Genomic DNA, 24,412 nt, shown 5'->3' on the forward strand with positions numbered 1-24,412 from the left:
ACGTCACTCTCACGGCGTTCTTAGCATCAGTGCATCGATTTACCAGCGCTTCCCAGCCATACCTGGGGTGACATGACTGGATCGATCCACTGCCTCCACCTCAAAAGGGGTGTCCCATGGAACTGAACAGACGATCGGTGCTCGCTGTCATCGGCGCCGGCACCGCTGCCGCCCTCACGGGTTGCGGCACCGGCTCCACCACGTCCGGATCTGCCGACGGTCCGGCCGAGGGCGAGATCACGCTGCTCACCCCGATCTTCGAAGGCTCGGACGGCAAGACCCTGCTGGAGGAGAAGATCCTCGGCGGGTTCCGGAAGAAGTATCCGGACGTCAAGGTGAACGTGGACTACACCACGTACGCCCAGCTCAACGAGAAGATCACCACGGGCCTCGCGGGCGGGCTGCTGCCCGACGTGCTCATGATGGGTGTCGGCTGGATACCCCCGTTCGCCGCCAAGAAGGCGATCGCCGAGCTCCCGGAGAAGCTGGCCACCGCGCACGACTACGAGGAGCGGGTGCTCGACCCGTCGCGGCACGACGGCAAGCTGTACGCCCTGCCCGTCGTCCTCGACACCCGCATCGTGGTCTACCGCAAGGACCACTTCGCCGAGGCCGGCATCAAGAAGACCCCGGCCACCTGGGCCGAACTGCGCGCGGTCGCGAAGCAGCTGACGAAGGACGGCCGGGTCGGTTTCGACCCGTTCTCCATCGACCTGCGCCAGTGCTGGGAGACCTTCCTCTTCGCCAACGGCGGTCAGCTGTTCAGCGAGGACGGCAAGAAGGTGCTGTTCACCGACTCCCGCGGGGTCGAGGCGCTCCAGTTCTTCAAGGACCTGGTCAAGGACGGTTCGGCCGACTACTCCAAGAAGACGGACGCCGGCTCGCCGTCGAACGTCCAGACCGGCAAGGCGTCGATGATGATGTCGACCAGCGCCCTCTGGAAGCAGGTCTCCGAGCAGAACCCGGAGCTGATCGAGGGCGACAAGCTGGGTGCGTTCATCCTCGCCAACCGCCGGCCGGCGATGCTCCAGGGCGGCACGCTCGTCTCCCGCTCCGCAAGCTCCAAGCACCCCGCGGCGGCCCTCGCGCTCGTCGAGTACCTCGCGACCCCCGAGTCGATCCTCGGTGCGGCCGAGCAGCGCGGTTCGGTCCCCGGCCTGCGGGACCTCAACGACACGGGCTACGTGAAGGAGAACCAGTTCGTCGATCTCTCGCTGCAGAGCCTGGAGCACGCCGTCTCCGAGGGCGGCACCGCGGCCTGGATGGAGATCCGCGAAAAGATCAAGCCGACGCTGGAGCCCGCGATCGTGGGCAACCAGTCGGCCAAGGACGCCATCGCGGAGCTCGGCCGCCTCGCCGAGGCCGCGATCGGCCGGATGTAAGGACCCGTACCTGTGGGAGCGACATCCGTGGTGAAGGCACGGCCCGCGCGGCCTCCTTCACTCCCTGAGAAAGCGGCGCCGAAACGCACGGGCCGGACCCCCATGGGTCCGGGCCGGCGCAGGCGCCGGGCAGGCATGCTCATGGTGGCGCCCGCGCTGCTGCACGCCTCGCTGTGGATCGGTCTGCCGGTCGTGGCCTCGGTGGCCCTGGCCTTCACGAAGTACGACGTGCTGACGGCGCCGCAGTTCGTGGGCCTGGACAACTTCCGGGACATGCTGGACGACGCGGTCTTCCGCAAGTCCATCGTCAACACCATCATCTACACCTTCTTCACCGTGCCGTTCGGCATGCTGCTGGGACTGCTGCTGGCACTGGCCCTGCACACCGGCCTGAAGGCGCGCGGCATCTTCCGTACCGCGGTGTTCCTGCCGCAGGTCACGGCGACCGTCGCGATCGCCCTCGTCTGGCTGTGGATCTACAACCCCGGCAACGGGCTGCTCAACGCGCTGTTGTCGTTCCTCGGCATCGACGGTCCCGCCTGGCTCTCCTCGACCACCTGGGCGATGCCCTCGGTGATCCTGGTCGGCGTCTGGCAGGGCATCGGCATGAAGATGCTCATCTATCTGGCCGCGCTGCAGTCCCTGCCGAAGGAACTGTACGAAGCGGCGTCCGTGGACGGCGCGTCCAAGGTGCGGCAGTTCTTCTCGATCACGCTGCCCCTGCTGAAGCCCGCCACGTTCTTCGTGCTCATCACCTCGATGATCAGCGCGTTCCAGTCGTTCGACCAGATCTACATCCTCACCGACGGCGGCCCGGCCAACAGCACCACGATGATGACGTACGAGATCTACAAGTCCGCCTTCCGGGAGTTCCGCGTCGGGTACGCCTGTGCGCAGTCACTGGTGCTGTTCGTACTGCTGATGGGCTTCACCCTGGTGAACCGGCGGATCATGGGAGGCACCCGTGGCCACAGCTGAGATCCACGCACGGCGCAAGCCCGTCTCCATCGGACGGATCGCGCTCTATGTGACGCTCTCCGTGATCTCCCTGCTGATGGTGGTGCCGTTCGTCTGGATGGTGCTCACCTCGCTCAAGACGCCGGTGGAGATCGCCTCGCAGGACGCCGGACTGCTGCCGGAGCACTGGGAGTTCGGGAACTATCTCGACGCCCTGAAGGCGGCGCCGTTCGCGACGTACGCCCGCAACAGCTTCATCATCGCGATCAGCCACACGGTGCTCAACGTGCTCGTGGCGTCGATGGCGGGTTACGCGCTGGCACGGATCAAGTTCCGCGGCAGCGAGGTGATCTTCTACCTCTTCATCGCGGCGCTGATGATCCCGACGTACACCAAGGTGCTGCCGGAGTTCCTGATCGTCCGCTTCATGCCGCTGGCCGGCGGGAACGACATCCTCGGCCAGGGCGGCAGCGGGTGGCTGGACACCTGGTGGGCGCTCATCATCCCGGGCGCGGTCACCCCGTTCGCGGTCTTCCTCTTCCGGCAGTTCTATCTGGACCTGCCGGTGGAACTGGAGGAAGCCGCGCGACTCGACGGGCTGGGCGAGTTCCGCATCTACGCCCGGATCATGACGCCGCAGGTCAAGCCCGCGCTCACCACGGTGGCGCTGCTGACCTTCGAGTCCTCGTGGAACAACTTCCTCTGGCCGTTGCTGGTGACCCGCACCGACAGTCTGCGGGTGATCCAGGTGGGGCTCTCCGTCTTCAAGACGGAGAACGGCACCCAATGGCACTTCCTGATGGCCGGCACCACGCTGGCCACCCTGCCGATGGTGCTGCTCTTCCTCATCGGACAGCGCTACTTCGTGCAGGGCTTCGCAACCGCCGGTCTCAAGTGACCGGTGCCGGTCCTCCTGCGACCGGCACATTTAATGATCGAAAGGGCTTCACCCATGTCTGCTGATCTCAACGGCTCCCGCGCACTGGTGACGGGGGCGGGCCACGGCATCGGCCGTGCCATCGCCGTCGCCCTTGCCGAGGCCGGCGCCGATGTCGCCGTCCACTACCACTCCTCCGCCGACGAGGCCGCGCAGACGGTCTCCGCGATCGAGGCACTGGGCCGCAGGGCGAAGGCGTTCAAGGCCGACGTGACGGTGACCTCCGACGTGGACCGCCTCGTCGAGGAGGCGGCCGGCTTCCTCGGCGGCCTGGACGTCCTCGTCTGCAACGCCGGTCATCTGATCGGCCGCGCGAAGATCGCCGAGATGAGCGACGACCACTTCGAGCAGGTCGTCTCCGTCAACCTGACCTCGGCCTTCCGTACGGTGCGGGCCGCGCTCCCCCACCTCACGAAGTCGGCCGCCGGCCGCATCATCACGATGTCCTCGCTCGCCGCGCACAACGGCGGCGGCCCCGGCTCGGTCGCGTACGCCGCCGCCAAGGCCGGCATCCGCGGTTTCACCAAGGGCCTCGCGAAGGAGCTGGCCGGCACGGGCGTCACTGTCAACGCGGTCGCTCCGGGCTTCATCAAGGGCACCGCCTTCCACGACACGTTCACGGCGCCCGAGGCACAGCAGTCCATGGAGGCCGGCATCCCGGTCGGCCGGGCCGGCACCCCCGAGGACGTCGCGTCCGCGGTCGTCCACCTGGCCTCGCCGGCGTCCGGATTCCTCACGGCCACCACGGTCGACATCGACGGTGGCGTATGGCCGCGTTGAGGCGGATCGCGCGCGAGCGCGGCGGCTGGTGGCACGCGTACGTCTGCCCCGCGCACGGGGTGGAGCTCGACCACGGCGACCTGCTCGCCGGGGTCTTCCCGGACGGCGGTGCGCGGTGCGCGCACGGCTGCCGGGTGGACGACGAGGCGGTGCGCGGCGCCTGGCTGGTGCTGTCGCACCAGGCGTGGGCGCGGCACCTCCGGGTGCTCGCCCACCGGGGCGAGCGCGTGGAGACGGTCGCGCGGCTCGTCGAGTACGCCGGTCTGTACGCGGAACTCGCCACCGGACGGCACGGCGAGGCGCAGACCTGGATGCTGCGTGGCCGGCTCTTCCACCAGGCACTGACCGACGCCATCTGGGCGGTGAACATCGGGCACACGGTGATCACGCTCGCCGAGAAGGGCACGGACGAACTGCACGCGGTCCTTCCGCTGCTGGACGAGCTGGAGCGGGCGGCACTGGACGCCCGCGACGTGCTGACCGGTAAGGGCCAGCTCGCGTCGAACTACACCGCGTGGCTCAACGCGGCCGGTGTCGCGGCGAGCCGGGCGGCCTCGGCCGTCCGCGGCCGGGACTGGGACGGCGGCGAGCGGTGGCTGGAGGGCGACCACGGGCTGTACGCGCATCTGCGGGTCGCGGTGGCCGAGGACGGCTGGGAGTGGGAAGGCAGCACCTACTACCACGGGTTCGTACTGCGGGCCGCGCTGCTCGCGCTGCGCTCCACCGACCCGGCGGACATCCCGTCCGACGTGGTGGACGTGCTGGCCGGGATGACGGACGTCCTGGCGACGATCGCGACGCCGGGCGGCATCCTGCCCGCGCTCCACGACGGGCCGTATCTGCGTGACCCGCTGGCCCTGGAGTGGCTGGAACTGGTGGCACTCGCACAGCAGTTGGTGCCCGCACCGGCGCTGGAAGCGGTGGCGGCACGGGCCCGTGCCGAGCTCGGTGCGGCGGACGACGGGCTCGACGGCGAGCTGGGCGGCTGGTTCGCCGGCCCGCCCCGCGACGGACGTCCGTCCCCCGCCCCGGTCACGGTGTTCGCGCAGGCCGGATACGGCGTGCTGCGCGGCGCGGGCATCCACGCCCTGCTGGACTTCGGTCCGCACGGCGGCTCGCACGGCCATCGGGACAAGCTGTCGCTGTACCTGTACGGGGACACCACCCCGTGGCAGCCCGATCCGGGCCAGGTGCCCTACGCGCACGCGGAGTTCCGAGATCTGTACGCCTCGACCCTCGCCCACCCGACGTTCCGGGTGGACGGCGCCGAACAGGCCGAGTGCACGGGCACGCTGCTCGCCTCGGACGCCGGCTCGGTGACCGCCGAGGTGACAACGGCGTACGAAGGGGTGCGGGCGGTCCGGCGCATCGCCCTCGGTAGCTGCTATCTGGTGGACCTGCTGACGGTGACGGGGCAGGAGTCCCGCCGTGTCACGGCGCAGCTGCGCCCCGGCACCGCGCTGGATGTCCAGCTACAGGCCGAGGGTCCGGTGCGCACCACCTGGTACGGCGAGGAGACCCTGCACGGCTGGCACACGCACACGAGCGGCGTGCCGGTGCGTCCGGTGACGGCACCGGGCCCGGGACCGGCCGACGACCCCCAGCGGACGCGGACCCGGGTCGACTTCAACGCCGACGCCGATCGGGTCATCTTCGCCTCGGTCTACCAGGCGGCGTCCGCGGGACCGGCGGTGAGCGCGGTACGGCTGGACGGCGAGGAGCTGACGGTGCAGCTGGCGGACGGCACCGCGGCACGATTCAGGACGGAGGGCTGACCCTTGCTGCTGTCGGCGACCCCGCCACCCGGAGCGCGCCCCGCCCAGGAGACCCGGCTGTACGAGGAGGCGGCCCGTCATCACGGGCTGACCCCTCCCCGTACCCACCCCCTGGCCAGCATCACCTGGCTGGGTCCGGCGGCCTCCAACCCGGCGCTCGCCTACCGGGTCGGCGGCGACCGGGCCCATCTGACGGAGAGCATCCGCTGGATCGAGGCGGCGGTCAGGCTGCCGCACTGGGGCAAGGCCCATATGCCCGACCACGATCTGGACGCGGGCTGGCTGCTGCACCATCTGTCGCTCGTCCACCGGTGGATCGGCGACGACCTGCCGGACGGGCTGCGGGCGCTGCTGCGGTACAAGCTGCTGCTCCAGGGCCGGCGGATGTACGAGTTCGCGGTGGCGAGCGAGGGCCGCTGGTGGTCGTCCTCGTACTGGCAGAACCACAACTGGATCTGTTACGCGGGTCTGGCGACGGCCGGTTACGTGCTGGGCAAGGAGGAGTGGACCGAGCGTGCCAAGGACAACCTCGGCCGGGTCCTGGACCTGATGCCCGAGGACGGCTCGCACGCCGAGGGCGTCGTGTACTGGCGCTACGGGGTCCCGTTCCTGGCGGCCCACCTGGACCTCCTCCAGGAGGCCGAGGGCATCGACTGGTGGGGGCGGGGCGGTTTCCTCTCCCGGACCTTCCGCTACCGGCTCCACCAGACGGCTCCTGGCTTCGCCTTCAACATCGACCACGGCGACTGTCACGACCGGCGCAGCGGCCACAGTGCCGGGCTCTACTACCGTCTGGCCGCGCAGTACGGCATCGGCGAGGCCCAGTGGATGGGTGATCTGGCCTCGGGCGAACTGCTCTGGCAGGAAGCGGCCGAGAGCGGTGTGCGGCCGGGAATCCTGCCGGAGGCGTATCTGGAGTACCTCTGGTACGACCCGGCGGTGCAGGCCGTGCGGCCCACCGAGACCCGGGCGTTCTTCCCGGATCTGGGGCTGCTCGCGGCCAGGACCGGCTGGGACGCGGACGCCACGCTCGTCTCGTTCAAGGCGAGTCCCGGCGGCGGTCACAAGGCGTGGGAGACCGCGGAGAAGCACCGCGCGGAGCTGGGCTGGGAGACCCTGAACCAGGGTCACCACCACCCGGATTCGGGTTCCTTCGTGCTGGTCTCGCAGGGCGCGTTCCTCGCGGTCGACGAGGGCTACAGCAACCGCAAGCGGGCCTCCCACCACAATCTGCTCCTGGTGGACGGCCAGGGGTACGCCGACGAGGACCGCTACCACGTCTACAAGGACATCCCGTTCGAGCGGCAGGCCCGCCAGCGCGATGTGCTGGTGGACGCCGGGAGCGGGTGGGCGCACTCCACCGCGGAGATCGCCGCGATGTACGAGGAGGGTCTGGGGGTCCGGCGCCTCGACCGTTCCCTGGTGTTCACCCCGGCCGGGCGGCTGGTGCTGCTCGATCTCGCCGAGGCGGTCGAGGGGCGGGAGTGGACGTTCCTGCTCCAGACCGACCGGCCGACCGAGGCACGGCCGGACGGCACCCGGCTGATCCGCTCGGGCAACGCCGTGGCCGTGGTGCGGCAGTTCGCACCGCCCGGCGGGACGGTGTCGTCCGGGGTCACCGAGGTGGAGGCCAACCCGACGTCCAGCACGCCGGAGCTGCGCCTGACCCGCACGCTGCACACGCTGCGTGCGACGACGGTCCGGTCGTCCGAAGGCCACTTCCTCACCACGATCACCCCCGGTGCGTCGTGCCGGGCCGAACAGGCCGACTGCTCGGAGGGACACGGCGTCACCTTCGAGGACGGGGAGGAGACCGTGCTGCTGTCCCCCGTCGCACGCCGTATCCGCACCGGCACGGTCGAGGCCGACGCGGCGGCCGTGCTGCTCACCGCGACCGGTGCCCCCTACGTCGTGGGGGCCACACGTCTGGCGCTGAACGGCCGGGTACTTCTCGACGTCCCGGAGCCGTACACAGGAAAGGTCGGCTGAAACCATGCAGGCAACCCTCTCGTCCGGCTGGCCGACGCTCCTGCGGCGGCTGGAGTTCGTGGCCTACCCGGCCGCCGCGGGCGCCGCGTTCGCGGTGCTGTCGCTGGGGGTGGTGACCTGGCTGCCGGCGCTCGCCGCGATGGGCCATGCCCTCCAGCGGTGGCGCGAGGAGGGGGACAGCCGCTGCTTCACGAACGCGCTCTCCGCGTTCCCCGGGTACTGGCGGGCGCTGTGGCGGCACGGACTGCTGTCCACCGTCGCGTCGGCCGTCCTCGCGGCCAACATCGTTCATCTGCTGGGCCGTTCCGAGCCGTGGACGTTCATGGTGCTCGCCGCGCAGGTGGGCATCGCCGCCGCGCTCGTCATCCACCATGTGGCGCTCGCCGCCCAGGCCGGTCTGGCGCCGGAGGGCTCGGTCCGTTCCTGGTCGCTCGGCGCGCTGTCGCTGGGCTTCGGATCGGCGGCCCGTGGAACCGCTCTGCTCGGCGCGGTGGTCTCCGCCGTGCTGCTCTCGCTCGTCGTACCGCTGGGGCCTCTGCTTCTCGGCCCCAGCATCCCCGTACTGCTCGCTCTGTCCTTCGCAGATCCCAGGAGGCACACCCCATGAGGCATCACTCGCTCACCGTTCTCACCGCCGCGCTGGCCGCGGGCATCGCGCCGCTCGCCTTTCCCGTCCCCTCGGTCGCGGCCGAGGCGGCCACCTCGTACTACGTCGCGCCGTCCGGCAGCGACGCCAACGCCGGTACGTCGGCGGGTGCCCCGTTCGCCACGATCCAGAAGGCCATGGACGTGGCCCCGACGGGTGCGGTGGTGAACCTCGCGGCGGGAACGTACCGCCAGGACGTGGTGACCAAGCGCGCCGGGGTCACGCTCACCGGCCCGTCGAACGCGATCGTCAAGGGCGCCGGCGACGCCCGGATCATTCAGGTCCAGCACGACTCGACGACGCTGAGCGGCTTCACCGTGGACGGGCTGCACGGCTCGTCGACCGACGTCTCGGGCTACCGCCTGAAGCTCATTTATGTCATGAGCACGACTCCCGGTAACGGGGTGGGGGCCCTGCACATCACGGGCATGACGCTCAAGAACGCCGCCGACGAATGCCTCCGGCTGCGCTACCTCGTCACCGGCGCCGAGGTGAACGACAACACCATCACCAACTGCGGGGTCGCCGACTTCAAGTTCGCCGGGGGCGGCAAGAACGGCGAGGGCATCTACCTCGGTACGGCGCCCGAACAGCAGGGCGCCAACGGGGCCCCGGACGCGGCGGCCGACATCAGCCGGAACAACCGCATCCACCACAACACCATCGCCACCCAGGGCAACGAGTGTGTCGACGTCAAGGAGAACTCGACCAACAACTACGTCGAGTACAACGACTGCAGCGGCCAGAAGGACGCCAGCTCGGGCGGGCTCGACGCGCGTGGCAGCGGCAACATCTTCCGCTACAACACCGTGCACGACAACGTCGGCGCCGGTATCCGGCTCGGCGGTGACACCGCCACCGACGGCATCGACACCAGCGTCTACGGCAACACCATCACGGGCAACGCCGGGGGCGGCATCAAGTTCATGCGCACCCCGCAGGGCCCGGTGTGCACCAACACGATGAGCGGCAACACCGGCGGCAACGCGGTGGGGACGTACGCGAGCGAGTACGACCCGACCGGTGCGTGCCCGCAGTGAACGGCCGGAGACCCGCGAGACGCGGGATTCTGACGGCGGCGGCGGGAATGGCCGGCGTGGCGGCGGTGGCCGTGGCCGCCCCCGGCGCACAGGCGGCCGAGCGTTCCGGGGCGGCCGCCTCGCGCTGGACCACGTCCTGGGCAACCGCCCAGACCGCGCCGACGGCCACCGACACGGTGGCGAGCGCGGGTCTGACCGACGGCGTCCACACGGCGGCCGTCCGGCTGACCGCGGGCGGGCAGGTGCGGCTGCGGTACGGGAACGCGTTCGGCGCCGTGCCGATCCTCGTCGGTCCGGTCACGGCCGACGGGCGGCCCGTGACCTTCGGCGGTCTGCCGCAGGCGTGGCTGGCCGCGGGCGCCTCGCTGACCAGCGACACCGTCGAGGGACTGCGGCTCCCCGACCGGGCGAAGCTCACCGTGGAGACACGGCTGCCCGGGCCCACCGGGCCGCTGTCCTTCCACCGCAACACGCACGCCTCGCACACGGTCGACGGGGTGCGCACCACCTCCGTGTTCCTGCTGAACGGCGTCGAGACGACGGGCGCCGCAGGGCCGGTGCTCGCCGTGCTCGGCGACTCCATCGCCGAGGGCGTGGGCACCCCGGACGACGCCGATCAGCGCTGGCCCGACCAGCTGGCCGCCCGGCTTCCCGGCTCGGCGGTCGCCAACCTCGGGATCAGCGGCAACCGGCTGCTGCTGAACGACGCCCGGTTCGGGCCGGGCGGACAGGCCCGCTTCGACCGGGACGTCCTCTCGCTGCCGGGGCTGCGGACCGTCCTCGTACACCTGGGCATCAACGACCTCCAGCAGCCGCCCAGCCAGACCGACCCGGCGCTCGTCCTGGCCGGCTACCGCCAACTGGTGCTGCGCGCCCACGGCGCGGGGCTGCGGATCGTCGGCTCCACCATCGCCCCGTTCGAGGGGTGGATCCGCTGGACGCCGGAGCTCGAGACGGTCCGGCAGCAGATCAACCGTGTCGTGCGCACCGGCGGGGTCTTCGACGCCCTCGCGGACTTCGACGCCGCGCTGCGCGACACCTCCCGGCCCTCACGCATGCTGCCCGCGTACGACAGCGGCGACGGTCTGCATCCCAACCCCTCCGGTCATGCCGCGCTCGCCGCGGCCGTCGACCGCCGACACCTCCTGTGAAGGCACCGATCATGAACCCAGGCACCACCCGGCGTACCGTCCTGGCCACGGCAGCCGCGCTCGGCGCGGCCGTCGCCCTGCCCCTGTCCCTCTCCGCGGGCACCGCACACGCCTCCGCGGGCGACGCCGCCGCGCTGCGCGGTCGCTGGCACACCCTGCTCACCGGCGGCCCCGGACTCGACCTGGCCGACGAGCGGATCGCCGCGGCCGTCGCCCGGATCGGCAGGGCCGCGACCACCGCGGCGAAGGGCCTCGACCCGACCGCCACCGGCGGCCTGTTCCCCGACCTGACCAGCACCACGCTCTCCAACCACGTCACGACGTCCTTCAAGCGGCTCGCCACGATCGCGACCGCGTGGGCCGTCCCCGGCACCCCGCAGTACGGCGACACCGCCCTGCGCGATCTGCTGCTCGGCGGGATCGACTGGATGCTGACGAACCGTTACGGTCCCGGGCACACCCGCTTCGACAACGACTGGGACTGGGAGATCGGCTCGGCCCTCGCGCTCAGCGACGCCACGGTGCTCCTGTACGACACCCTCGGCACGGAGCGGCTGACCCGGATCACGACGGCCGTGCTCCACTACACGCCCGACCCCAACCTGTGGCGCGCCGACCGGCAGATCGCCACCGGCGCCAACCGGGTGTGGATCTCCACCGTGGTCGCCGTCAACGCGGTGCTGCGCGACGACGGCGACGCCCTGGCCCGGGTCCGTGACGCTCTTTCGGACGTCGAGGGTTCGGGGGCCAACAGTGTCCTGGCCTTCAACGACGCGAGCGCCGCGGCAGCGGGCACGGGCGAGGGGTTCTACTCCGACGGCTCGTTCCTCCAGCACTACAAGCACCCGTACACCGGCGGCTACGGCAAGGAGCTGCTGAACAACCTCTCCCGGCTGCTGAACCTGCTGGCCGGTACGGAGTGGACGGTCACCGACCCCGATCTCGACAACGTACGCGTCTGGGTGGACGAGGGCTTCGACCCGCTGCTCGCCCGGGGGGATGTGCTGGCATCGGTGTGCGGACGGGAGATCGCCCGCCCCAGCAAGCAGGGCCACGCCTCGGCCCAGACGGTCATCGAGGCGGTGCTGCGGCTGATCCCGGGCTTCCCCGGTGAGACCGCCGAGCGCTTCACGGCCCTGGTCAAGCAGTGGATCGCCGAGGACACCTACCGGGACTTCCTCGCCGTCACCGACCTCGCCTCGCTCGTCGCCGCACGTCAGGTCATCGGCTCCGCGGTCCCCGCGCGCGGCCCGCTGGTCGCGCACAAGCAGCACCCCCGGATGGACAAGGCGGCGCACCACCGCCCCTCGTTCGCCCTCGGCATCTCCGCGTACTCCACCCGGATCTACAACTACGAGTCGATCCAGAACGAGAACCTGCACGGCTGGCACCTCTCCGACGGCATGGTGCTGCTGCACACGGACGACCTCGGGCACTACAGCGAGGACTACTGGCCGACCGTCGACCCGACGCGGCTGCCCGGCACCACCGTCCTCGCCGGCCGGCCCGCGGACGCGGCCGGACAGCGCACCACCAGCACGGCGGACTGGGCGGGCGGCGCGGCGCTGCCCGGGACGACACTCGGCGCGTACGGCATGGAGCTGCGGGCGTACGGCAGTTCGCTGCGCGCCCTGAAGAGCTGGTTCTGCCTGGACGACGTCATCGCGTGCGTGGGCTCCGGCATCACCGCGGACGCCGGGACGGCCGAGACGGTCGTCGAGAACCGCAAGCTGCGCGACCCGGCGGCGGCGCTCCTCGTCAACGGCACGGCGGCACCCTCCGGTGCGGGCTGGTCGGCCCAGCTGGACAAGGTCCGCTGGCTGCACCTCGCCGGTACCGGAGGCTACGTCTTCCCCGAAACGGTCACGCTCAAGGGTCTCCGCGAGGACCGCACCGCGACCTGGCGGGAGATCAACCTCAAGTACGGCACGGACACACCGGTCACCCGCCCCTATCTGACGCTGTGGCAGGACCACGGGACGGCGCCGGCCGGAGCGGACTACTTCTGGCTCCAGGCACCGGCCGCCTCCGCCGAGCGCACGCGGCTGTGGTCGGCCGCCCCGCCGGTGAAGCTGGTGGCGCGGACCACCGCCGTGCACGCGGTGCGCCGCTGCGCGGACGGGCTCCTGGCCGCCAACTTCTGGGCCGCGGGTGCGGCGCAGGAGCTGACGGCCGACGGGCCGGCCTCGGTCCTGGTGCGCCCGGAAGGGAAGACCGTGACGGTCTCCCTGTCCGATCCGACGCAGCTGCGGTCCGCCGTCACCGTCGAGCTGGCGGGCCGTTTCACGCTCGCCTCCGCGGACCCGGGCGTGAGCGTCGTGCCCGTCACGAACGGCATCCGGATCACCGCCGACACCGCGGGCCGGTTCGGCTCGACTCTCAACCTCACCCTGAAGAGGAGCTAGACACTTGCTGTTCGACATGCCCCTGGAGCGGCTGCGCGAGTACCGGCCGGAACCGGAGGAACCGGCCGACTTCGATGCCTTCTGGGAGAAGACCCTCACCGAGACGGCACTGCACGACCTGGACGCCAGGTTCGTCCCGTACGACGCCGGACTCGCGACCGTCGACGTCTTCGACGTGACGTTCCGCGGGTGGGGCGGCCAGCCGGTGAAGGCATGGCTGATGCTGCCGCGCGTGCGCACGGGCCCGCTGCCCGCCGTCGTGCAGTACATCGGCTACAACGGCGGCCGTGGCATCCCGTACTCCTGGCTGACCTGGAGCTCGCTCGGGTACGCCCACCTCATCATGGACAACCGGGGTCAGGGCGGCGGCGGCAAGAACACCGCGGACACCCCGGACATCTATCCGGAAGGCCACGGCTCGTCGTCCCCGGGATTCCTCACCCGCGGGATCGAGGACCCGTACCGGCACTACTACCGCCGGCTCATCACCGACGCGGTGCGGGCCGTGGACGCGGCGAAGGCCCACGAGGCCGTCGACGCCTCACGGGTCGCGGTCCTCGGCGGCAGTCAGGGCGGCGGGCTCGTGCTCGCCGTCGCCGGGCTCAGGGACGACCTGGCGGCGGCCGTCGCCGACGTGCCGTTCCTGTGCCACTTCAGGCGCGGTTCGCAGATCACGGACGCGGGACCGTACTGGGAGGTCGCCCGCTGGCTCTCCGGCAACCGCTTCCGGGTCGAGGAGGCGATGGAGACCCTGTCGTACTTCGACGGCGTCAACTTCGCGGCGCGGGCGACCGTCCCCGCATGGTTCTCGGTCGGGCTGATGGACAAGATCTGCCCGTCGTCGACGGTGTTCGCCGCCTACCACCGGTATGCGGGGCCCGCCGAGATCGAGGTGTTCGCGTACAACGGCCACGAGGGCGGCGCGGAGTACGACCTGCCGCGCAAGATGGCGGCCCTGCGCGGGGCGTTCGGCCTCTAGGTCGACTCAGGCGGGTGTCACCGGCCCAGCGCCGCCATCGCGGCGTTGTGGCCGGGGACCCCGCTGACCCCGCCGCCGCGCACCGCCCCCGCTCCGCAGAGCAGCACATTGGCGTGCGCGGTCTCGACTCCCCAGCGGCCGGTGGATTCGGTCGCGTAGGGAAAGGCCAGGTCCCGGTGGAAGATGTGGCCACCGGGCAGCCGCAGTTCCTGTTCCAGGTCGAGCGGCGTCTTCGCCTCGATGCAGGGTGCGCCGTTCTCGTCGAGGGCCAGACAGTCCACGACGGACTCGTCCAGGTGGGCGTCGAGTTCGGCGAGAGTCGCCTTGAGCAGCTCGGCCCGTGCCGTGTCGTTGTCCGCGGTGAAGAGCCGCGCGGGGGCGTGCAGACCGAACAGTGTGAGGGTCTGGTAGCCGCGGGCCGCCAGCCCGGGTCCCAGGATCGACGGGTCGGTCAGCGAGTGGCAGTAGATCTCGGAGGGCGGCGCGGCGGGCAGCCGCCCCTGCGAGGCGTCCCGGTAGGCGTCGGCGAGCTGTCCGTACCCCTCGGCGATGTGGAACGTGCCGGCGAACGCGTGCTTCGGGTCGACGGCGTGGTCGCGCAGGCGCGGCAGCCGGGTGAGCAGCATGTTGACCTTCAGCTGCGCGCCCTCGGCCGGGGTGGGCGGCTCTTCGCCGAGGAGGCGGGCGAGGGCCTGCGGTGACGCGTTGACGAGGACGCGCCGGGCCCCGATCACCTGCTCCGTGCCGGCCGAGCGGACGGTGACCTCCGCCTGCGTCCCGTCGGTCTCGATGCCGGTGACCTCGTGCGCGGTACGGATCTCGGCGCCCGCCTCCCGGGCGGCGCGGGCGAGGGCGTCGGTGAGCGCGCCCATGCCGCCCACCGGTACGTCCCAGTCGCCGCTGCCGCCCCCGATCACGTGGTAGAGGAAGCACCGGTTCTGGATCAGGGACGGGTCGTGCGCGTCGGCGAAGGTGCCGATCAACGCGTCCGTGAGTACCACTCCCCTTACGAGGTCATCGGTGAAGTTCTCCTCGACCGCGACGCCGATGGGCTCCTCGAAGAGCATCCGCCAGGCGTCCGGGTCGTCGATCCGGGCGCGCAGCGCGTCCTTGGCGGGCAGCGGTTCGGTGAGCGTCGGGAACACCCGCTCGGCGACCCTGCCCGTCATGGCGTAGAAGCGCTGCCACGCCGCGTACTCCTGGTCTCCGCCGGTGAGCGCGGCGAAGGAGTCCCGGGTGCCGTCCCCGCCGACCAGCAGCCCGGTGGGCCTGCCGTCGCGTACGGCAGGGGTGTACGAGGAGACGGTCCGCTTGCGTACGGCGAAGTCGAGGCCCAGGTCCTGGACGATCTTCCGGGGCAGCAGGGAGACCAGATACGAGTAGCGGGACAGGCGGGCGTCGACTCCGGCGAAGGGGCGGGTCGAGACGGCCGCTCCCCCGGTGGTCCCGAGGCGTTCCAGGACGAGGACGGACTGTCCGGCGCGGGCGAGGTAGGCGGCGGCGACCAGACCGTTGTGGCCGCCGCCCACGATCACGGCGTCGTAGCGGTGCTGCGCGGGGGCGTCTTGTTCGGGCATGCACCTTCGTAACACGGGACGATCACCCCTGACCAGAGGTGGCGCCCCTACCTATCGGGGTGGCGCTCCGCGCGCCTGGCGCAGGGCGGCGACCCGGCGGTACAGCTCGACCGCTTCGGCGCCCCGGCCCAGCTGCTCCAGGCAGTGCGCCTCGTCGTTGCGGCTGGCCAGCGCGTCGGGGTGGTCGGCGCCGAGTACCCGGGCACGGGCCTCGGCGACCTGGCGGTACACGGTGAGCGCGTCGGCCCAGCGGCCGAGCCAGCCGAGGCCGACGGCGACCTCGCGCCGGCTGATGAGGGTGTCGGGGTGGTCGGGGCCGAGGGTCCGCTCGCGGATCGCGCACACGTCGCGCGATTCGACGAGGGCTTCCTCCCAGCGGGCCATCCGGCCCAGGTTGACGCCGAGTCCGTGGCGGGCGCGCAGGGTCTCGGCGTCGGCCGGCCCGCTGACCCGGGTGCGGTCGCCGACGAGCGCACGGTAGAGCTCCAGCGCCTCCGCGCTGCGCCCCAGCCGGCCGAGGCTGATGCCGACCTCGTAGCGGGCGGAGAGCGTGTCGGGATGGTCGGAGCCCAGCGCCGCGGCGCGGGCCTGCGCGACCTCGCCGTACGTCCGCAGGGCCTCCTCCCAGCGCCCCAGCCGGCCGAGGGTGTAGGCCACTTCGTACAGGGTGACGAGCGTGTCGGGATGCGTCGTGCCGAGCAGCCGGGCACGGGCGGACGCCACGTCGCGTGCCATCCGGTACGAGTCCTCCAGGCGTCCGAGCCGGCTCAGGTTGAACGCGAGGTTGTGACGGCAGCGCAGGGTGTCCGGGTGGTCGGGCCCCATGGTCCGTTCGCGGGAGGCGAGCACGGCCGCGTACACCTGATGGGCCTCGAAGTGCCGTCCGAGCTGGCCCAGGACGTACGCCGTCTCCTGGCGGGCGGCGAGGGTCTCCGGGTGGTCGGGGCCGAGGGTGCGTTCGCGGCCGTCGGCGACGCGGCCGAACTCCCGCAGGGCGTCGCCGGCGCGGCCCGTGCGGCTGAGCGTGAACCCGACCTCGTAGCGGCTGGAGAGGGTCTCGGGGTGGTCGGGGCCCAGCGCGTGTTCGCGTTCGGCGGCGACGGCTCGGTGGACCTCGCCGGCCTCCTCCCAGTGGCCCAGGCGGCCCAGGTTGAGGCCGGCGCTGTGGCGGTTGGCGAGGGTGGAGAGCAGTTCCGGCGAGGGCGTGGGCCGCTCGCCGCGGACGGCGGGGAAGCCGCCGGGGAGGGCGCGCAGGTCGGTGCCGGTCGTCCACTCGCCGGTCAGGCCCGCCGAGTGGTCGGGCAGCGGGAGACCGGCGCTGACCGCACCGGTCGCCTTGTGACCCGTGGTCATGTCACGCGTCCACGAAGGAAGTCCGGGCGGACGGGCGGAGGGGTGCGCGACGAGGACGGGCGGGGCGAGGCGGACGTGGCCGGACACCTGGGGCTGTTCGCCCGTTCGCCCCCGGATGATGCGCCGCCGCAGGTCGCCCGCGTCGGTGGGGCGTTCCTCGGGGGTCTTGGCCAGCAGGTCGAGGACGACCCGGTCGAAGAAGCCGGGGAGGTCGGCGCGGTGGGTGCGCAGCGGCTCGGGCCGGGTGTCGCGGTGCCCGACGAGGACGGCCCAGGCGTCGTCCAGGTCGAAGGGGGGCACGCCGGTGGCGATCTCGTACAGCACGCAGCCCAGCGAGTAGAGGTCGCTGCGGTGGTCGATGTCGCCGCCGCTGATCTGCTCGGGCGACATGTAGTGCGGGGTGCCCATGGCGATGCCGGTGCCGGTGAGTTTGGAGGTGAAGCCGATGTCGTGGCCCAGCCGCGCTATGCCGAAGTCGCAGATCTTCACTGTGCCGTCGGCGAGGCGCATGATGTTGGCGGGCTTGAGGTCCCGGTGCACGATGCCCTGCTGATGGGTGTAGCCGAGGGCGTCGGCGACCTGCTCCGCGATGTCGACGACGTCCGGCACGGGCAGCGGGTGCTGTTTGTTGTCCTCCAGGAGCTGGCTGAGGTTGCGCCCGTCGAGGAGTTCCATCACGAGGTAGAGGACGCCCTCGTGTTCACCGAAGTCGTGGACGACGGTGACTCCGCGGTGCTGGAGCGCGGCGGCCACCCGGGCCTCGCGGCGGAAGCGCTCGCGCAGGATCCGGGTGAAGGACTGGTCGTGCTGGGGCCCCATGGGTTTGAGGCATTTGACGGCGACGTGGCGGCCGAGCGACTCGTCCTGGGCCCGCCACACCTCGCCCATGCCCCCGCGCCCGATCAGATCGAGCAGCCGGTACCGGCTCTGGATCAGCCTGGTCTCCGCCATCGCCTGCTGTCGCCCCCGTCGCTTCGCCTACCGCTGCGCCCTCCCCGGCCCGTCCAGTATGGCGGCCTGTCTGCGGAGTTTGTACGAGGCCGGGCGACTGTCCGCACCGAGCCGGTCCATCGCTTTCAGAATGTGCTGGGGCGGCAGTCGCCAGCGCAGCCGGGCGGGGACGCAGCGCAGCGCGGCTCCGGCGGCGCGCAGACGGCGGTCGACGGTGTGCGGGGACGGGGCCGGTCGGCCGTACAGCTCGTGGGCGTACGGAGGCAGTGACTGGTAGGCGAGTGCCGCGACGCGCCGCCACAGCAGTGCGCGCGCCGGGACCAGCAGGGCAGGGACCGGCGGGCTGCGCAGGAAGTCGTCGACCTCGGCCGCTTCGGCTCCGGCGGCGAGTTCGGGCCCGACCCGTTCGAAGTACGCGGCGAGCTGCGCGGTGGTGGCGGGGACGTCCTCGGGGTCGAGGCCGACGAGCCGTGCGCCCACGCGTTGTTCGGCGATGTAACGGTCGGCCTGTGCGGCGGTGAGCGGGAAGCCGGAGCGGCGTTCGACCTGGACATAGGAGTCGACTTCGGCGCAGTGCACCCAGAGGAGCAGTTCCGGTTCGTCGACACCGTAGACCTCGCCGGTCGCCGGGTCGGTCGCCTTGAGCAGGCGGTGAATCCTGCGGACCCGGGCACCGGCCTTCTCGGCGGCCTCCGTGGTGCCGTAGGTGAGGGTGCCGACGAAGCCGGCCGTGCGCATGAGCCGGCCCCAGGCGTCGTTGCGGAAGTCCGAGTTCTGGATGACACCGCGGACGGCGCGCGGATGGAGTGCCTGGAGATAGAGGGCGCGTACTCCGGCGACCCACATCATCGGGTCTCCGTGCATCTGCCAGGTGACCGATTCGGGGCCGAAGAGCCCAGGGTCCGCGTCCTTCATCGGCTCGCACCTTCCGCTCGGCGGACCGGTAATGGTACGGCGCATCACTCTCCCGCGGGAGGCGGAATCACGGCGTCCAGGTCATTGACACCGGTCCGTGGCGACCCGACACTCGTGCCAGCCATCATGTGAATGGATTTTCACCAGGCGAACACACTCACGTGCAGCAGGACTCCCGCACTCAGGCCCCCACCCAGGGACACACCATGACGACTTCTCCCCACAAGCCCGGTACCCCCGGAGCCCCACCCGGTGACGGACGGAACCCCCACACCTTCCGCACCGTCGCGCCGGTGCTGGCGCTGTGCTGGCTGGCCGTGTTCTTCGACGGCATGGACGTGAACATCTACGGCGCCGTGATGCCGCACATGCTGGACGACCCCGGGCTCGGACTGACTCCCGCGAGTGCCGGGACGATCGGCAGCTGGACCACCTTCGGCATGCTGATCGGGGCGCTCACCGCCGGGAACATCACCGACTGGCTGGGCCGACGGCCCGTGCTCGTGGCCAGCATCGTCCTGTTCTCCGCCGGTTCGGCGGTCTGCGCCCTGGCCGGGAGCCCGGAGGTCTTCGGCGCCGGGCGGTTCGTCGCCGGGCTCGGGCTCGGCGGACTCATGCCGCTCTGCCTGGCCATGGTGCTGGAGTTCGCCCCGCCGCGCAGGGCCGCGCTCACCACCGGGCTGCTGATGACCTCGTACCACGCGGGAGGCATGGCGGCGACGGGACTCGGCCTGACGGTGGCGCCCGCCGCCGGCTGGCGCTGGGTCTTCTGGGCGGGCGTGCTGCCCGCCGTGGTCGCGGTGCCCCTCCTTCTGAAACTGCTGCCCGAGTCGCCCGGTGTCCTGCTCGCCCGCGGTGACCGCGCCGGGGCCGAGGCCGTCGCCGACCGCTTCGGGCTGACCCGCCCGACTCCCGTGGCGGCCCCGGCGGCCGGGGCGAAGGGCCGTCTCGACGCGATACGGGCCCTGTTCCGCCCCGAGTCCCGGTGGGCGACCCCGCTGCTGTGGGTGGCCTCCTTCTGCGGACTGCTGCTCGTGTACGGCGTGTCCACGTGGCTGCCGACGATGATGCGGGCCTCGGGATACGGCCTCAGCTCGTCCGTCAGCTTCCTCCTCGTGATCAACGCGGGCGGCATCGTCGGCATGCTGATCGCCGGGCGCACCGCCGACCGCTTCGGCGCGGTGCGTGTCTCGGCACTTTGGTTCGTTCTGACGGCGGCCGGCGCGCTGCTGCTCAAGTCGCATCTGCCCCTGGGCGTCACCTATGTCGTGGTGGCCGTGACCGGGATCTGGCTCTTCAGCGCCCAGGTCATGGTCTACGCCGCCACCAGCACCGTGTACCGCGACAGCGAACGCGCGGCAGGGCTCGGCCTGGTGACCGGCGTCGGCCGCACCGGCGCGGTCGTCGGTCCGTGGCTGGTCGGCGCACTCGCCACGAACGGCAACCAGAGCTGGGGCTTCACCACGTTCGCACTCGCCGGCCTCCTCGGCGCCACCGCGATCGCCCTCGTACCCCTCGCGGTTCGCTTCGGGACCCGGGTCCCGGGCTCCCGCGGGAAGGCCGTCACCACCGAGGCGCCGGCACCCGCGGGCGCCTCGGAGAACTAGGGCCTGTCGTCAAACTGCCCTCGTACCCCTCGCGGCAGACGGAAGTTTGACGACAGGCCCTGGGACGCGTGGCAGAGAAGTCCGCGCGGGGTCAGGCGAGCGGGAGACCCGTGTAGTTCTCGGCCAGCTCGGCGGCGGCGTGCGGTGATGTGGCGATCCGGTCGAGCTGGGAGAGCTGCAGCCTGGTGTCGAACCCGGACTGCTCGGGGTCGGTGTGGAGGGTCGTCGTCATGAAGTACGAGAAGTGCTCGGCCCTCCACACACGGCGCAGGCAGGTGTCGGAGTAGGTGTCGAGCTGCTCCGTCGATCCGGTGCTCCGCAGGTGCTCGAACGCACGCGCCAGGACGATGACGTCGGCTGCGGCGAGGTTGAGGCCCTTGGCGCCGGTGGGCGGCACGATGTGGGCGGCGTCCCCGGCCAGGAAGACCCGGCCGTACCGCATTGGCTCGGTCACCGAACTACGCATCGGCAGAACGGACTTGGCGGTGACGGGTCCGCGCTTCAGTCGCCACTCGGGGTCCGCGTCGAGGGCGAAGCGGGCGTCCAGCTCGTCCCAGATCCGTTCGTCGGACCAGTCGGCGGGGTCGGTGCCGTTCGGCACCTGGAGGTAGAGGCGGCTGACCTGCGGGGAGCGCATGCTGGCCAGGGCGAACCCGCGCTCCGAGTGGGCGTAGATCAACTCGTCGTGGACGGGCGGGGCTTCGGCCAGGATGCCCAGCCACGAGTACGGATAGGTCCGCTCGTACGTCGTACGGACGTGTTCCGGCACCGCGTTGCGCGCCACCCCGTGGAAGCCGTCGCAGCCGACGACGTAGTCACAGGTCAGGGTCTGCTCCCGGCCGTCATGGGTGTAGCGGATCACCGGCCGCTCGGTGTCGGCGCCGTCCACCGCCTGGACCTCGGCCCCGAAGAACAGCGGTCCCCCTTCGGCCAGTTGCAGGGCGATCAGGTCCTTGACCACCTCGGTCTGGGCGTAGACCCACACCCGGCGGCCATCGGCGAGGGAGGGGAAGTCGACACGGTGGGCGCGGCCGTCGTAGCGCAGCTCGATGCCGTCGTGCACCAGCCCTTCGCGGTCCAGGCGCGCCCCCGCTCCGGCCGAGCGCAGGACGTCCACGGTGGCCTGCTCCAGGATCCCGGCGCGCTGGCGCTGTTCGACGTAGGAGCGGTCGCGGGACTCCAGGACCACGCTGTCGATGCCTGCGTTGTGGAGCAGGCGGGCAAGCAGCAGGCCCGAAGGGCCGCCGCCGATGATTCCGACGGTGGTGCGCATGGGTTCTCCTCGTCGCGGACTACTGTTGTTCGCAGGGTGAAATTTATTTCACGAGAGCGTAGGCTGAGTCTGCTCGCAGCCCGTTTACCTGTCAACGGTTCCGGGCCCCCGCGTCCCTCACCTCCGCCTGTTCATTACGGTGGGCCGAAAGCCAGCGACGGAGAGCCCATGCCCTCGACACCCACCCCACCGGCGCCCGCCGCACCCGCGCCCGGCAGCACGCCGCCCGCCGAAGCCGTCACCCCTCTGGTGCGCGGCGTCACGGTCCTGCGCCGGCTCACCGAGGCGGACGGCACGCTGAGCCTCAGCGCACTGGAGCGCTCGACCGGCCTGGCCCGCTCCACGGTCGACCGGGTCACCGCGACCCTCGCGCGCATGGGGTACGTACGCCTCGACGGCCGCGACGCCCTCCTCGCGCCCCGGCTCATGGAGCTGGGCAACGCGTATCTGTCCGCTCTGCGTCTGCCCGCGCTGCTCCGCACGCACGCGGACGCGCTCGCGGACACGCTCGACGAGTCGGTGTCCCTCGCGGTGGGCGACGGGGACGGCATCCGCTTCATCCACCAGGCGACCCGCCGTCGCGCCATGTCCCTGAGCTTCCGCATCGGCGATCTGCTGCCCGCCGAACGCACCGCGCCGGGACCGCTCTTCGCCACGGCGTGGGACGAGCGGGACTGGGCCCGCTGGCGGGAGCGCCGGGCAGCCGATCCGGCGGACCACGGGTTCCCCGCGGTGCCGCCCCGCGAGGACCCGGCGGCCGGCCAGGACCTCGCCCGGCACGCCGAACGGGCGCGGGAGCAGGGCTGGTTCCTCGACGACCAGCTGATCGAACCCGGCCTGGTCGCGCTCGCCGTCCCGGTGCACGGCACCGACGGCAAGATCGCCTGCGTGGCCAGCGTGGTGAGCCACACCAGCCGGCACAGCGCCGAGTCCCTGCGCGACACCGTCCTTCCCCGGCTGCGCGCCACCGTCGGGGCGATGGAGCACGAGCTGCTCTCCGCACCCGGCCCCACGGCCGCCGCGCCGCAGCCGCCGTCCGGACTCGCCTCCTGGACGGGCGATTCCAAGCGCGAACTGGGCCGGGAGTTCATCGAGTCCCTGGCCCGGGGGCTGACCGTCCTCACCGCGTTCGGCGAGGGCCGGGACGAGCTGTCCCTCTCCGCCGTCGCCGAGGCCACCGGTCTGGCCAGGGCGACGGCCCGCCGCGCCCTGATCACCCTGGAGCACCTGGGCTACGTGACCGTGCGGGAACGCGCCTTCCGCCTCACGCCCCAGGTCCTGAACCTCGGCTTCCCGCCGCTCTCGCGCACCACGCTCGCCTCCATCGCGCAGCCCCATCTCGCCGCTCTCACCCGCCGGGTGCACGACTCGGCCTCCCTGGCCGTGCTCGCGGGGGACGAGATCCAGTACACGGCACGCGTCGCGACCAGCCGCATCATGAACGTCAACATCACCGTGGGGACCCGTCTGCCCGCCTATCCCGCCTCCCTCGGCCGCGTGCTGCTGGCGGGGCTTCCCGACGGGGAACGCGCGGCATGGCTGGCCCGGGCCGATCCGGCACCGCTGACCTCGCGCACCGTGACCGGGCACAGGGAACTCGCGGCGGTCCTGGAGCGGGCGGGACGCGAGGGCTACTCCCTGGTCGACGAGGAGCTGGAGGAGGGGCTGCGAGCCGTCGCCGTACCCGTACGCGACGGAGCCGGCCGGGTGGTGGCGGCAGTCAACGTCGCCATGCACAGCAGCCGGCGCACGCCCGAGGAGTGCGTCTCCGAGGTCCTCCCGGAGCTCCGTGCCACGGTGGCCGCCATCGAGTCGGAGCTGCACATCACGGGGCGGTTCACCCGGGTCCCGGTCGCCTGACGCCCTCGCCCCGCCGGCACCACCGCGGTCTCATCCCCGCCGGTGGAGGTACGCGTCCAGCTCCCCGGCCCCCGTCAGCATCGCCCGGCCGCGGGCGGACAGCCGACCGCGCCAGTCGCGCAGGGCGGCGTCCAGCGGCTCCAGCCCGCCGGCCGACCGGACCTGGGCAATCAGCGGGGCGATCCGCTCCAGCAGGTAGCCGCCCCGCCTGAGCTGATGGGCCAGCCGGGCGTCCCGTACGTCGGCCTCGTCGTAGACGCGATAGCCGGTCCGCGGGTCGCGGCGCGGGCTCACCAGCCCGGCGCGCTCCCATGCGCGCAGCGTCGCGGGCCGGATGCCGAGCTTCCCGGCCAGCGGCCCGATGAACGTGCCACCGGGCCCGGACTGCGTGGCCCGCCCGGAACCCGCACCGGGCTCGGCCGCCGTGCTGGGCTCCAGGTCACGGAGGGCGCTCTCCACGGCCTGGAGGGTCCGCCGGTCGTCGAGCAACTGGGCGTGGCTCTCGTCGATCAGGCGGAACGCCTCGTCGTCCTCGCCCTCGTTCACCGCCCGCATGATGGCCGTCGCCGTCCGATGGCCGTGACCGGGCACCAGCGCGAGAAACGCGCGCAGGGCCCCGGCGTGGAGCGAGGTGTAGGTGCGGTAGCCGTGGGCCGTGCGGTCGGCGGCCGGAAGGATGCCGGCCTCCTCGTAATTCCTGACCGCCTGCGTGGACAGACCGTGCCCGCGCGCCAGATCGATCGGCCTGAGTCTCACACCGCTTTGAAGGTTTCGTCCCACGAAGCCGATGATATCGCGCGAAAGTTTCCACCGAAGGTTCAACGATAGCGTTCAA

General features: G+C 71.7%; 18 protein-coding genes. 13 read left to right on the top strand and 5 right to left on the bottom strand.

All coding sequences use genetic code 11. From position 1 onward, the window contains the following. The first annotated feature begins 116 nt into the window (after window positions 1–116). The 11 genes from OG230_RS01835 (at window position 117) to OG230_RS01885 (ending at window position 14,041) form a co-directional block, all read left to right on the top strand. Window positions 117–1,382 carry an ABC transporter substrate-binding protein gene (locus OG230_RS01835; protein WP_328908356.1) on the top strand — a complete coding sequence of 422 codons (1,266 nt, stop codon included), beginning with the start codon at window positions 117–119 and terminating at the stop codon, window positions 1,380–1,382. 135 nt (window positions 1,383–1,517) lie between these two features. Continuing rightward, entirely contained in the window at window positions 1,518–2,360 is an 843-nt protein-coding gene (locus OG230_RS01840; RefSeq protein WP_328908357.1) for a carbohydrate ABC transporter permease, read from the top strand. Further along, on the top strand, window positions 2,347–3,237 hold the full coding sequence (locus tag OG230_RS01845) for a carbohydrate ABC transporter permease (protein WP_328908358.1): 891 nt from the start codon (window positions 2,347–2,349) through the stop codon (window positions 3,235–3,237). Before OG230_RS01840 ends, OG230_RS01845 begins: the two co-directional genes overlap by 14 nt. A 54-nt stretch (window positions 3,238–3,291) precedes the next feature. Further along, window positions 3,292–4,056 (top strand): SDR family NAD(P)-dependent oxidoreductase, encoded by a 765-nt coding sequence (locus OG230_RS01850; RefSeq protein WP_328908359.1) that lies wholly within the window; start codon window positions 3,292–3,294, stop codon window positions 4,054–4,056. Next, the gene (locus tag OG230_RS01855; protein ID WP_328908360.1) at window positions 4,044–5,831 is read left to right on the top strand and encodes a heparinase II/III domain-containing protein; all 1,788 of its coding nucleotides are present in this window, start codon (window positions 4,044–4,046) and stop codon (window positions 5,829–5,831) included. Before OG230_RS01850 ends, OG230_RS01855 begins: the two co-directional genes overlap by 13 nt. A 3-nt stretch (window positions 5,832–5,834) precedes the next feature. Next, a complete protein-coding gene (locus OG230_RS01860) occupies window positions 5,835–7,820 on the top strand; it encodes a hypothetical protein (protein ID WP_328908361.1) in 1,986 nt (661 codons plus the stop codon). A gap of 4 nt (window positions 7,821–7,824) precedes the next feature. After that, window positions 7,825–8,427, top strand: coding sequence for a DUF624 domain-containing protein (locus OG230_RS01865; protein WP_328908362.1), 603 nt, complete (start codon window positions 7,825–7,827; stop codon window positions 8,425–8,427). Beyond that, entirely contained in the window at window positions 8,424–9,506 is a 1,083-nt protein-coding gene (locus tag OG230_RS01870; RefSeq protein ID WP_328908363.1) for a right-handed parallel beta-helix repeat-containing protein, read from the top strand. The genes OG230_RS01865 and OG230_RS01870 overlap by 4 nt, the downstream gene beginning before the upstream one ends. A 47-nt stretch (window positions 9,507–9,553) precedes the next feature. Next, the gene (locus tag OG230_RS01875) at window positions 9,554–10,657 is read left to right on the top strand and encodes an SGNH/GDSL hydrolase family protein (RefSeq protein ID WP_328908364.1); all 1,104 of its coding nucleotides are present in this window, start codon (window positions 9,554–9,556) and stop codon (window positions 10,655–10,657) included. Window positions 10,658–10,668: 11 nt separating this feature from the next. Then, on the top strand, window positions 10,669–13,062 hold the full coding sequence (locus OG230_RS01880) for a polysaccharide lyase 8 family protein (protein ID WP_328908365.1): 2,394 nt from the start codon (window positions 10,669–10,671) through the stop codon (window positions 13,060–13,062). A gap of 4 nt (window positions 13,063–13,066) precedes the next feature. After that, on the top strand, window positions 13,067–14,041 hold the full coding sequence (locus OG230_RS01885; RefSeq protein ID WP_328908366.1) for an acetylxylan esterase: 975 nt from the start codon (window positions 13,067–13,069) through the stop codon (window positions 14,039–14,041). A gap of 17 nt (window positions 14,042–14,058) precedes the next feature. Here the strand turns inward: OG230_RS01885 and OG230_RS01890 are convergent, their stop codons facing one another. From OG230_RS01890 to OG230_RS01900, 3 genes are read right to left on the bottom strand one after another with little or no spacing between them, the layout of a single operon-like run. Continuing rightward, window positions 14,059–15,618 (bottom strand): phytoene desaturase family protein, encoded by a 1,560-nt coding sequence (locus tag OG230_RS01890; RefSeq protein ID WP_328908367.1) that lies wholly within the window; start codon window positions 15,616–15,618, stop codon window positions 14,059–14,061. Window positions 15,619–15,669: 51 nt separating this feature from the next. Further along, window positions 15,670–17,922 carry a serine/threonine-protein kinase gene (locus tag OG230_RS01895; protein WP_328908368.1) on the bottom strand — a complete coding sequence of 751 codons (2,253 nt, stop codon included), beginning with the start codon at window positions 17,920–17,922 and terminating at the stop codon, window positions 15,670–15,672. A gap of 27 nt (window positions 17,923–17,949) precedes the next feature. Continuing rightward, window positions 17,950–18,837 carry an oxygenase MpaB family protein gene (locus OG230_RS01900; protein ID WP_328908369.1) on the bottom strand — a complete coding sequence of 296 codons (888 nt, stop codon included), beginning with the start codon at window positions 18,835–18,837 and terminating at the stop codon, window positions 17,950–17,952. A 206-nt stretch (window positions 18,838–19,043) separates the two neighbouring features. Here OG230_RS01900 and OG230_RS01905 point away from each other — a divergent pair, with 206 nt between their 5' ends. After that, the gene (locus OG230_RS01905) at window positions 19,044–20,444 is read left to right on the top strand and encodes an MFS transporter (RefSeq protein WP_328908370.1); all 1,401 of its coding nucleotides are present in this window, start codon (window positions 19,044–19,046) and stop codon (window positions 20,442–20,444) included. 91 nt (window positions 20,445–20,535) lie between these two features. Here OG230_RS01905 and OG230_RS01910 read toward each other — a convergent pair whose 3' ends face one another. Continuing rightward, the gene (locus OG230_RS01910) at window positions 20,536–21,717 is read right to left on the bottom strand and encodes a 4-hydroxybenzoate 3-monooxygenase (protein ID WP_328908371.1); all 1,182 of its coding nucleotides are present in this window, start codon (window positions 21,715–21,717) and stop codon (window positions 20,536–20,538) included. 168 nt (window positions 21,718–21,885) lie between these two features. On the opposite strand from OG230_RS01910, the gene OG230_RS01915 reads away from it, so the two are divergent. Further along, entirely contained in the window at window positions 21,886–23,577 is a 1,692-nt protein-coding gene (locus OG230_RS01915; protein WP_328908372.1) for an IclR family transcriptional regulator domain-containing protein, read from the top strand. Window positions 23,578–23,607: 30 nt separating this feature from the next. Here the strand turns inward: OG230_RS01915 and OG230_RS01920 are convergent, their stop codons facing one another. Further along, window positions 23,608–24,357 (bottom strand): TioE family transcriptional regulator, encoded by a 750-nt coding sequence (locus tag OG230_RS01920; protein WP_328908373.1) that lies wholly within the window; start codon window positions 24,355–24,357, stop codon window positions 23,608–23,610. Between the last annotated feature and the right edge of the window lie 55 nt (window positions 24,358–24,412).

It is taken from the genome of Streptomyces sp. NBC_00234, from assembly GCF_036195325.1.
Taxonomy (GTDB): domain Bacteria; phylum Actinomycetota; class Actinomycetes; order Streptomycetales; family Streptomycetaceae; genus Streptomyces.

Bases quoted from the DNA above. Each gene is read 5' to 3' on its own strand.
- OG230_RS01910 (WP_328908371.1), bottom strand. From the start codon at position 21,717: ATGCGCACCACCGTCGGAATCATCGGCGGCGGCCCTTCGGGCCTGCTG.
- OG230_RS01905 (WP_328908370.1), top strand. From the start codon at position 19,044: ATGACGACTTCTCCCCACAAGCCCGGTACCCCCGGAGCCCCACCCGGT.
- OG230_RS01890 (WP_328908367.1), bottom strand. From the start codon at position 15,618: ATGCCCGAACAAGACGCCCCCGCGCAGCACCGCTACGACGCCGTGATC.
- OG230_RS01895 (WP_328908368.1), bottom strand. From the start codon at position 17,922: ATGGCGGAGACCAGGCTGATCCAGAGCCGGTACCGGCTGCTCGATCTG.
- OG230_RS01865 (WP_328908362.1), top strand. From the start codon at position 7,825: ATGCAGGCAACCCTCTCGTCCGGCTGGCCGACGCTCCTGCGGCGGCTG.
- OG230_RS01855 (WP_328908360.1), top strand. From the start codon at position 4,044: ATGGCCGCGTTGAGGCGGATCGCGCGCGAGCGCGGCGGCTGGTGGCAC.
- OG230_RS01840 (WP_328908357.1), top strand. From the start codon at position 1,518: ATGCTCATGGTGGCGCCCGCGCTGCTGCACGCCTCGCTGTGGATCGGT.
- OG230_RS01875 (WP_328908364.1), top strand. From the start codon at position 9,554: ATGGCCGGCGTGGCGGCGGTGGCCGTGGCCGCCCCCGGCGCACAGGCG.
- OG230_RS01835 (WP_328908356.1), top strand. From the start codon at position 117: ATGGAACTGAACAGACGATCGGTGCTCGCTGTCATCGGCGCCGGCACC.
- OG230_RS01880 (WP_328908365.1), top strand. From the start codon at position 10,669: ATGAACCCAGGCACCACCCGGCGTACCGTCCTGGCCACGGCAGCCGCG.
- OG230_RS01850 (WP_328908359.1), top strand. From the start codon at position 3,292: ATGTCTGCTGATCTCAACGGCTCCCGCGCACTGGTGACGGGGGCGGGC.
- OG230_RS01900 (WP_328908369.1), bottom strand. From the start codon at position 18,837: ATGAAGGACGCGGACCCTGGGCTCTTCGGCCCCGAATCGGTCACCTGG.
- OG230_RS01915 (WP_328908372.1), top strand. From the start codon at position 21,886: ATGCCCTCGACACCCACCCCACCGGCGCCCGCCGCACCCGCGCCCGGC.
- OG230_RS01870 (WP_328908363.1), top strand. From the start codon at position 8,424: ATGAGGCATCACTCGCTCACCGTTCTCACCGCCGCGCTGGCCGCGGGC.